General features: G+C 34.3%; 7 protein-coding genes. 1 reads left to right on the top strand and 6 read right to left on the bottom strand.

From position 1 onward, the window contains the following. Nucleotides 1-248: 248 nt before the first annotated feature. Nucleotides 249-1,400, top strand: coding sequence for an adenylyltransferase/cytidyltransferase family protein (locus tag HM981_RS09150; RefSeq protein ID WP_179338486.1), 1,152 nt, complete (start codon nt 249-251; stop codon nt 1,398-1,400). Between the two features lie 101 nt (nt 1,401-1,501). On the opposite strand, the gene HM981_RS09145 is transcribed toward HM981_RS09150, so the two are convergent. From HM981_RS09145 to HM981_RS09120, 6 genes are all read right to left on the bottom strand, one after another. After that, on the bottom strand, nt 1,502-2,698 hold the full coding sequence (locus HM981_RS09145; RefSeq protein WP_179338485.1) for a putative glycoside hydrolase: 1,197 nt from the start codon (nt 2,696-2,698) through the stop codon (nt 1,502-1,504). A gap of 53 nt (nt 2,699-2,751) precedes the next feature. Next, complete coding sequence (locus tag HM981_RS09140; protein ID WP_179338484.1) at nt 2,752-4,281, bottom strand: sulfatase family protein; 1,530 nt, start codon at nt 4,279-4,281, stop codon at nt 2,752-2,754. A gap of 69 nt (nt 4,282-4,350) precedes the next feature. Beyond that, nucleotides 4,351-5,493 (bottom strand): alpha/beta hydrolase fold domain-containing protein, encoded by a 1,143-nt coding sequence (locus HM981_RS09135; RefSeq protein WP_179338483.1) that lies wholly within the window; start codon nt 5,491-5,493, stop codon nt 4,351-4,353. A gap of 15 nt (nt 5,494-5,508) precedes the next feature. After that, entirely contained in the window at nt 5,509-7,005 is a 1,497-nt protein-coding gene (locus tag HM981_RS09130; RefSeq protein ID WP_179338482.1) for a sulfatase family protein, read from the bottom strand. 32 nt (nt 7,006-7,037) lie between these two features. After that, nucleotides 7,038-8,645 carry a sulfatase family protein gene (locus tag HM981_RS09125; protein ID WP_218846369.1) on the bottom strand — a complete coding sequence of 536 codons (1,608 nt, stop codon included), beginning with the start codon at nt 8,643-8,645 and terminating at the stop codon, nt 7,038-7,040. Between the two features lie 8 nt (nt 8,646-8,653). Continuing rightward, nucleotides 8,654-10,513 (bottom strand): alpha-L-fucosidase, encoded by a 1,860-nt coding sequence (locus HM981_RS09120; protein ID WP_179338481.1) that lies wholly within the window; start codon nt 10,511-10,513, stop codon nt 8,654-8,656. Between the last annotated feature and the right edge of the window lie 2 nt (nt 10,514-10,515).

The following is a 10,515-nucleotide window of genomic DNA, read 5'->3' as shown; positions in this document are numbered from 1 at the left end:
AAACCTTTAGCATATCCTTAGCAGGAAGTAAAACTGTCGAGACATCAACTGGAAAACGTTTTTTATTTTAAAAGCAAATGATGTAGGTAAATAGACTGTTAAAAATGATGCCCTAAAATGGCATAATTAGATTTTTTAAAGATTAATCTTTATTTAACAAAAAATGTATGAAATTTGGAATCTTATATAGTTAGGTGCTTTAAACCTATTATTTTCTAGATACTCACCTCATAATATTGATTAAAAGAATGACTAAAAAAGTATTTGTTTCAGGATGTTTTGATATGCTACATAGTGGGCATGTTGCCTTTTTTAAAGAAGCGGCAACTTATGGAGATTTATATGTAGGAATAGGTTCAGACGCGACAATAGAAAAATTGAAGGGTCGTAACACCATAACTTCAGAACAAGAAAGACTTTATATGATTGATTCTATAAAGTACGTAAAAGAGGTTTTCGTTAATAGTGGCTCGGGAATTTTAGATTTCAAGGAGGAATTAGTACAACTAAATCCAGATGTTTTTGTTGTTAATGAAGATGGTTTTTCTTCTATGAAAGAAGAGTTTTGCAATTCTTTAGGTATTGAATTGAAAATTCTAAGACGCGTGCCAGATGCAGACCTTCCAGCTCGCTCAACCACTGCAATTAGAACTTCCGGTAATTGTTCATTGCCGTATAGAATAGATTTAGCAGGTACATGGATAGACCAACCTTACGTTTCAAAGTATCATCCTGGATGGGCTATAACTTTATCCCTAGAACCAATTATAGAGTATAATGAACGTTGTGGTATGTCTACTTCAACTAGAAATGCAGCAAAAAAAATATGGCCTCATTATTTGCCCTTTGATAAACCAGAAAAATTAGCTGAAATACTTTTTAAATTTGAAAACACACCTGGATCAACATTAATTTCAGGCGCACAAGATGCCATAGGAATATGTATGCCTGGTGTAGTTAGACATCATTATAATAATGGGTATTGGCCAACAAAATTCGAATCCATTCATTCTGAAGCTACGCTTTCGTGGTTAGAAAAACATCTTTGTATGGTACTACTTTGGCCAAGAGAACAAGGATTGGACCTGCTAAAAGAAACCTATATAAATGAAGCCAATGTAAAATCACTTACCGATTCGGCTGATAACGTTTGGGAGGCTATTAAAAGTGAAGATTTGGAAAAATTTGCTGAATCATTTCTAGAATCATTTAATGCGCAAACTAAAATGTTTCCTGAAATGGTTAATCAGAAAATAAATGCAGAGATTGCAAAATATAAAGATAAAGCACTTGCATGGAAATTAGCTGGTGCTGGAGGCGGTGGCTATTTAATATTGGTCTCTGAAAAACCAATAGAAGGTACTATGCGAATTAATATTCGTAGAAAGGAAGTTTTGTAAATAATTATTAATTACCAATAAAGTCCTCTCTTCTAGTATCTTATTTTTTTTTTTTGCTTCAGTAATATTTTTTTTGATTTGAAATTCTATTAGCGTAATTTTTAATACCAGGTTATCTTTGCCTCTCTAGTTTCGGTATCAACCCAAACTGAAGCATGTTCAAACTCGCGAGTAAACTCCCACCCTGAACTCGATGTTCTATGATATGCACCTTTGGGAGCACCTAGTGGTTTTTGCAATTCGGGATAATCCATTAAAGAACCATGAGACAATTGCCAACCCCAACCATATTGAAAATAAGAATATGGCTCCGCTCCTATTAAATAACAAGCATGATAAAACTCTAATTTCTCTTTAGAGAGTTTCGCAAAACGCTCATTTCTCTTTTTCCCTTTATAAAATAAAGGATCTGCAACAGCTACACTATCATACTCCACACCAATTCTAAATATAGACATTTTTCCTTCTTTAGAAATTCTAAGCATATCTTCCCAATCCTTCAATAGTTTTTCTTTACTTAGTAAGTCATTTCCATAATGTTCAAACATATTGGCATCTATAAAAGGGAAAACATGTTGTGCAAGCTTAGCGTTTGCATTGTTACCAAGCAATATTTTATCAGGACCTAATTTTTCTTTTAGTGCTTTCATCATAGTTCCCATGGCTTTTTGAACATCTTGCCCTTTATCTTGGCGTAACCATGCAAAACCATGCATTTGATCTATAAAAGCACCATCTGCACCAGAAAATTCAACACCTTCTGCTACTGTATTTACCCACCATTCCCGAAAATCAGGATTTAAAACATCAAAATAAAACACTTTTTTGCGTTCCTCTAATTCTTTAGTTTCAGGATTTTCTATTAAAAAAGCCTTAAGTTTTGGGTAATTATTAATATCTTCATTTGTAAAATTCTTATTATACGATGTAAAAGGCCAGGCATAAGCCGAATTAAAATAAAAAAGCACTTTAATATCTGGCTTTACCTTTTTAAAAGCTGCTACCTCATGTTTTGCTCCTAATTCTGCAGCTCCTAATTCACCTTGTCCATGCGATTTTTCAATACAAATAAAATCGGATCTTTCCGCAATATAATCTACTTCCTCTGGGAGTAAAATCCTTTTTGGGTCACCAAACATATAATACATTGGTGTCGTTTTCCAATTAAATTTGGGATAAAATGGTTTTGTTTCAAAAGTACTACCATCACTTATTTTATAAGGGGGTTGAACTGTTACACATGAACAAAACAATAAAAAAAATGATAATACGCCGTTGATAACAAAACTGCTTTTCATTAAAAAATTTTTTTTGTTCTATATATAATACTTAAGGTGAATAAATTAGATTATTAATCTTTTGCTTTCTTTTTATTTTTTGCTTTCTTACTCCTATTAACAGTTCTTTTTTTCCATAAAATAATATCATCCATATCATTTTCAGAAAACTCCCCTTTTGTACTTCTTCCTGTTTTTATATCCAATTCCAATTGCTTTAAAAGTTGTTCCGCAATTTCAGGATGTGTTGTATATAAGTTTGTGGTTTCGGCAGGATCATTTTCCATATCATATAATTGCGCAACAGGCATAGTATCTAATGTAGGGTCATCTTCTTTAGGAGTACTCCAACCTCCTGAACCTCTAGCTAATAACAATTTCCATTTTCCTAGTCTATACCCAAAATGGCCACTTATGGAATGATGAATAACTCCAGCTCTAGTACTATTAATAGCTTCCCCGTGTAATGCTGGTAAAAAACTCACACTATCTTCACCACTTTTGCTTGGCATAGCAATATCTGTTATTTCAGAAAACGTAGCGAAAATATCGGTTAAGCAAATTAAATCATTGTTTGTGGTGTTAGGCTCTATGTTATTGGGCCACTTTACAATAAATGGTATGCGATGGCCGCCATCCCATAAATCGGATTTTGAACCACGATAGCCTGCACTTACTAAATGTCCTTTATTTGCAAGTCCTTTGATATTTGCAGCTTTAGAGGCACCATTGTCACTAGTGAAAATTACTAATGTGTTTTCTGACAATCCGTTAGCTTTAAGCGCATCAGTTATAGCTCCCACAGTGGCGTCTGTTTGCATTACAAAATCGCCATAATTACCAAGACCACTTTTTCCTTGCCATTCTTTTGAAGGTACAATTGGTGTATGTGGAGATCCTAAAGGCACATATAAGAAAAAAGGTTTTTCGTTTTTGTTTTTTGCTTGTTGGTTAATATACTCTACCGATTTTGTTGTTAAACGCGGTAACATATTAATTACTTCGTCATGAATAATTACTTTATCGTTTTCTATAACTGCTTTCATACTTCCAGCGTGGTGAAAACCATGATAATAATCAAATCCTCTATGAATTGGTCCATCTGGTATCGTTGCACCTACAGGTGGTAAGTTTCTCCCTTTTTTGCGAATGGTTGTTTGCGAAACAGGATCTATATATTGAAAATTCAAATGCCATTTTCCAATGATAGCTGTATGATACCCTTGGTCTTTAAGAAAATTTCCAATTGTTGGTCGGTCTTCTTTAATTAAATCTGGAGCAAAACCAGATACGACGCCACTTTGTAATTTTGTACGCCAGCTATAACGTCCGGTCATAATACCATATCGCGTAGGTGTACAAACAGATGCTCCAGCATGTGCATCCGTAAATGTCATCCCTTCTTGGTTTAATTGATCTATATGAGGGGTTTTAATTTTACTAGTTTCTGGTGATAAACTTTGTACATCACCATAGCCTAAATCATCACAGACTATTAGAACAATATTAGGTTTCTTTGCATTTTTTTGGGCATTAGAAGACCAAGTAAAGATGCTTAATAGCAAAACAATTAATCTAAGGCTATTACGTTTTTGTTTTTTCATGGTTATATTAATTTAGTATTGTTGTGAAATATTTTTTTTTAAAGGAATCTTTATAGTATTGTATTCCGTTTATTTTAAATATGAATTAAAATAGTCTATTGTTGTTTTGATTATCGATTCTCGTGTTGGATTAATATCAGCTCCAACTTTTCGCCAATTATGACCTGCGTTTTTCACAATTAATGTGGTTACAGGTGCACCAACCTCATTCGCTTTTTCTGCCATATAATAAGCATGTTTAACAGGGATAGTGGTGTCCTTATCGCCTTGAATCATTAATAACGGAGCGCTGTTTTTTTCTAAATAATTAATCGGACTCATTTCCTTATACAGCGCTAATTTATCTTTAGGTTTGGTATCTAGTTTTGTTATTCTAGCACCAAATCGATCTTTAAAATTGGGGCTATCATCATGATTAAATAAACTTGTATTCTCAAAATCGCAAGGACCGTACCAAGATACTCCAGCGACCATATTATATTTGTAAGAAGCCAAATCAGGATCGCCTTTTAAAGTTTCAGGTGAGCTTAATAATAGCATTTGGGAAATTTGACCACCAGCAGAGTCTCCAAAAGAGAAAAACCGATTGGCATCAATGCCTAATGATTCACTATGTTTAGACAAATAACGCATAGCATCTTTACTGTCTATTACGCAGTCTCTCATGGTCGTATTTCCGTCTTTTTTCCAAAGTCTATAACTCACGGATACCACACAAAATCCTTTTTCTAAAAGTGCTGTATGTACAGTTTTAAAAGAAGCATTAGCTGCGCCGTGTCTGCTACCGGTTGTCCAGCCACCTCCATGTGTGTATATCACTACGGGTAATTTCTCTCCTTCCTTTGACGTTTTAGGATAATAAATATCTAAGTATAAATCCTCTTCTTCGGTAACTTTATAAAGCACATTTAACTTTCTTTTTCCTTCTGTTTTTAAGTACGGAACTTGCTTTTTAGCCGAAAATTCTTCAAAGCTAATTAGGTCATCTCCGTTACTGTCCAATAATTTATTTAAATTTTTCCATAGGCGTTTGTTGTCCTCCTCTGTAAATTGACCGTCTTTGTTTACATCTAATCTTTCCCAAGTTTTGTTAATGTAAATATCACGATACGCTCCGTTGGATTGATCCTCTGATTGCGCAAATCCTTGTAAAAAAGGAAATGTGATACCTAGAATTACTAATGAAAAATTAAATTTTCTAAATCTTGTCATAACTCTGCTGTATTCCTATTTATTACTATACCCTTGACTTTTATAGGTCTCTAAAAGTTGTTCTAATTCTGCTACAACTTCAGGATGTTCATTATAGAGATTATTCTTTTCTTCAGGGTCATTAATCATATCATATAAAGTCCCAGGAGCTTCGTTAGGTTTTGGTTCTATAGATTTTGGCTTTGTAAAACCACCTGAACCTAATTCGGGAGTGTATTTCCACTTGCCTTTTCTTATGGAGAACATGCCGTAAATTGAATGATGTACCACGGCTTCTCTGATTGGTGTCTCTATATTAGATGTATAAGCAGGCCAAAGATTGTAACTGTCTTCAGCTCCTTTTTCTAAGTTAGGTCGATTTAATACACCAGATAAGGTAGCAAACAAATCTGTTGTACACATGAGTTGATTCGATTCCAATCCTTCAGGAATGACACCTGGCCATTTTGCAATATAAGGGACTCTATGACCTCCCTCATAAATATCGGCTTTTTGCCCTTTATAAATATAATTTGCACGATGCGCAAATTTTTCTTTATCTCTTTCTGTCCAATTAGAGCCGTTATCAGAAGTCACAATAATTAAGGTGTTATCTAGTTTTCCTGCTTTTTCTAAGGCAGTAACAACTGCACCAACAGCATCATCTACCATAGTAACATAATCACCATAATCGCCTGCTTCAGATTTACCAACAGCATCACCTATTGGTAACCAAGGTGTATGAGGTGCTGTTAACGCAAAATAAAGGAAGAAAGGTTGGTCTGTATTTTTTTGATCATCAATAAAAGAAACCGATTTTTTTGTAAAATTGTCTAAGACTTGATCAAAAACAAAATTAGGTGCTTTTTCCCCTGGCCTCCAACTAAGACCGCGCCCCTTTCTTTTTACGTTTGTATATTCCGTAGGTAATTCTACAGCTTTTCCATTTTCGATATATAAATAAGGAGGGATGTCTAATGATGCAGGAATGATATACGAATAGTCAAAGCCTAAATAACTAGGGTCTTTTATGGGTTTACTAAAATCGACATTACTAACTCCGTCTTTTGCTTTTATAGTCTTATCTCCATCTTTTGGTTGCATATCTAAGCCTATGTGCCATTTTCCAATACATGCTGTTGTATAGCCATTATTTTTAAGATAAGAAGCTACTGTTGGCCTGCTTTCTTCTATTAAGGCAGGTTTATAACCGTTTAAAACACCTCTTTTTAGTGAGCTTCTCCAAGCATAACGCCCTGTAATGATGCCATATCTAGTAGGTGTACACACTGAAGAATTTGTGTGTGCATCTGTAAAATGAACTCCTTCTGATAGCATTTTATCCATGTGTGGAGTTTGAATTCCGGATTCTGAATTTAAAGCCGAAAGGTCTCCATAACCCATATCATCGGCTAAAATGTATACGATATTAGGAGTTGTGTTTTTAATAGGAACTTCTTGCTTTTGGACAGTCGCATTAGACTTACAGGATGTTACTAAAACTGATATGAAAAGAAATTTTAATACGTTCATTCGTTCTTTTAATATAATTATTGTTGCTTAAATTATTTTTTTAAAGCAAACTTTGCTTGAGGCCATTCTCCTAAAATAGGGTCGTTTGCTTGAACTTTCCCAGGCGTACTTCTGCCCTCTTTTATTTGTTGGATCAGTATGTCTTTTAATTCCTTAACTTTCTCAGGAAATTGATCGGCAACGTTATTTCTCTCTTTGACGTCCTTTTTTAAATTGTATAGAATTTCTTCCGCAGTAACATCTTTATGTATTTTTGTTTCTCCAGAAGCCATAATACCTGAGTTTGGAGATACAATTAATTTCCAATCTCCTTTTCTAATCGCAAAAACACCATACTTGTCATGATGAATAGTGGCATCTCTTAAATAATCTCCTTCATTGGTTAATAAAGGCATCATGCTAAAACTATCTTCTGCCTCATTATCCTTAAAATCATAATCGATAATGTCTGCACATGTTGCCATAAAGTCTGTAGTACATATGGTGGCCTCTGAAACCGAATTTGGTTTTATTTTTCCTGGCCATTTTACTAAAAATGGGACTCTGTGACCTCCTTCTAAATAACTTCCTTTATAACCACTATAAATATAACTTGGACTGTGTTTTTCCTTTTTTAAAGTTTTTAAATCGTTAGTGGTAGCAAAACCGTTATCGCTAGTAAAGATGACTAATGTATTCTCGTCAATGCCTTGCGCTTTTAATGTTTCAAAAATACGACCCATTAAATCATCTATCATGATTACAAAATCGGCATAAGGACTTTTAATATCGCTTTGACCTTTCCATGGTGCAATTGGTAACACGGGATTATGTGGAGAAGGCAAAGGAATGTACATAAAAAAAGGTTGGTCTTTATTGGCATTTTCCTTAATGAAAGCAATAGATTTATCTACAACATTTGGTAGTACGTCTTCATGTTTAAAATCATCCGCAATGTCTCCTCTAATCCAAGTGGCATATGGTGATTGTTTTTTGGTTTGAGCCGAAATTCCTGTTGGTACCATGGTGGCCTTATTATTTTCTATATACACAAAAGGTGGCATGTTTAGGGATGCTGAAATCATATATGAATAATCGAAGCCCATATCATTAGGTCCAAACTTTAAAGGTTGACTATAATCAATAGCCTTAAAATTTAAACGATCTGATGTATCTGAAAAATGATCAAACTCTTTGCTGTTGTTTTTCATCGTCCAGTTTAAACCCAAATGCCATTTTCCAATACTTGCTGTTTTATAGCCCTTATTTTTTAACATCTGTGCCACTGTTAATCTGTTTTTCTGAATTAAACTAGGTGAATTTCCCCAAGTCACAAATTCTTTTAAAGGCGTACGCCAATTATATCTTCCTGTTAAGATGCCGTATCGTGTTGGTGTACACACAGAAGAAGAGGTATGTGCATCTGTAAACTGCATGCCTTCTTTACCCATTTGATCTAAATGAGGGGTTTGTATTTTACTGTTTTCGTTATAAATACTTAAATCACCAATACCCAAATCATCTGCCAAAATGTATATGATATTTGGCTTTTGGGGTTTTGGTTCTTCTGTAGTATAGTTATTATCAAAACTGGTAAGCATAAAAAGTGATGCCAATAATAAGCTACTAATTATAAGTATTTGAGTTGTTTTAGTTTTCATAATTTTATTTAATTATTTTTTAAAGTCACTTCTATAACGTAACCAAGTGCGTCTTTAGGCACTCCTGTTATTGTGGTTTGTAATCCGTTTTTATTCTGATTCCAATTAAGGATCTTATCGCTTCCTAATAGTTTTACCTGTTCAATATCTCCTTCACCCTTTTTTAGTGATTTTATTAAGATATCTCCTTCTGTTTGGGTGAGTGAAATAGCATAAACTTTATTTTCTTTAGCAGTAAACCAAAAATCTTTAGATGTAAAATCTCTTTTGAAACCTTTGGCAGCTCTATGACCTGTGCCATCTAATAATGTTTCTTCTTGTCCTTCGTTTGGTGTTTTCCAACGGGTTGTTCCGTAAACAGCATCTGCATTTTGATGAATCCATTTGCCCATGTCGCGCAAGTTTTGTGCACTAGCTTCTGGTACGTGTCCTTTTCCATCAGGACCTATATTTAATAGGTAGTTTCCACCTTTAGATAGAATATCTACAAAATAATACAGCAATTCTTTTGGACTTTTCCAGTCTTCATCATAAGATTTATAACCCCAAGAATTATTCGTAGTACCACAAGTTTCCCAATACTTTTCTAGGGTTTCTGAAGCCGAAGGAATCTTATTATCTCCAGCATCTAAATAATCTCCAAACTCCCAGCCAACTCTTCTGTTTACCAATATATTTGGATTTGCATTGTACACCATTTTGTAAAACGTAAAGGATTGTTCTTCAGTTGTAAATCCTTCACCATCAAACCAAATTAAACGTAACTTTGGTAATAACGCAATAAGCTCTTTAATTTGCGGATAACTTTTAGAGGCATAATATTCGGCATGTGTATTTGGACTTGGATCCCACAAATTTTTACCAGAACTATGAGTATAGATTCCTAAGGAATCATTTACTTTTTTTACGTTAGCGTAGTTACCATCACCTCCATCATTCCAGTCGTTTCCATGTGAATAATAAACACCAAAATCTAAACCTTCGTTTAAACAAGCTTCATATAATTCTTTTACAACATCGGCTTTGTAAGGCGTTGCATCTACCATATCGTATTCTGAACTCTCAGAATCAAACAATGCAAAACCGTCGTGATGTTTAGAGGTAATCACTACATATTTCATTCCAACATCTTTGGCAAGTTTGGCTATGTTTTGCGCAAAAGATTTATCTGGGTTAAACGTTTTTGCGAGTTGGGCATATTCATCTCTAGGAATTTGAAACGCATGCATTAACCATTCTGCTACTTTTGGTCCTGGATATGGAGCATCGTTAATTTTAGTCCCTTTCCAAATTCCACCTGCCTGAGAATATAATCCCCAATGTATAAACATACCCAGTTTTGCCTCTTTAAACCATTTAAGCGCTTCTTGTTTTTCATTAGATTGATGCATGGTTAACCATTCGCTGTGATATTTACCAGAACCCACTAAATTTTTATAATGCGGAACCAATCGTACTTGATTAAAATTGGCTTCTGTCTCTATAGTTAAAACATGTTTAGCTGAGAGATCCTTAATTTTAATTGGCTTCTTGAATTCTGAAACTATTTTATGGTCATAAGTGGTGTAATCTTTTTGAAAGTCTCCCTCTAACTCCTGATCATCTATCGTAACTTTAGCCACGGATGAATTTGTTGGTAAAGCATCAAAAACAACTTGTACGGAATAATCAATTGGGTGTGTGACTTCAATATCCCAACTGTATGTATTTGCTTCTTTTACACCATCTGCCTTATTCAATATTGCCCAATTCGTAGTTTGGTCAAAAACCTGACTTTCAGATTCATTTGTCTTTTCTTTTTGTACACATCCATACTGTGCCAAAATGGGTACAATTAGTAAACAAATAATTCTTAAATTAGTTTTCATCT

Source organism: Winogradskyella ludwigii, from assembly GCF_013403985.1.
Classification (GTDB): domain Bacteria; phylum Bacteroidota; class Bacteroidia; order Flavobacteriales; family Flavobacteriaceae; genus Winogradskyella; species Winogradskyella ludwigii.
Note: the sequence above shows the minus strand (reverse complement) of the source record. Positions and strands in the feature narration are given on the sequence as shown.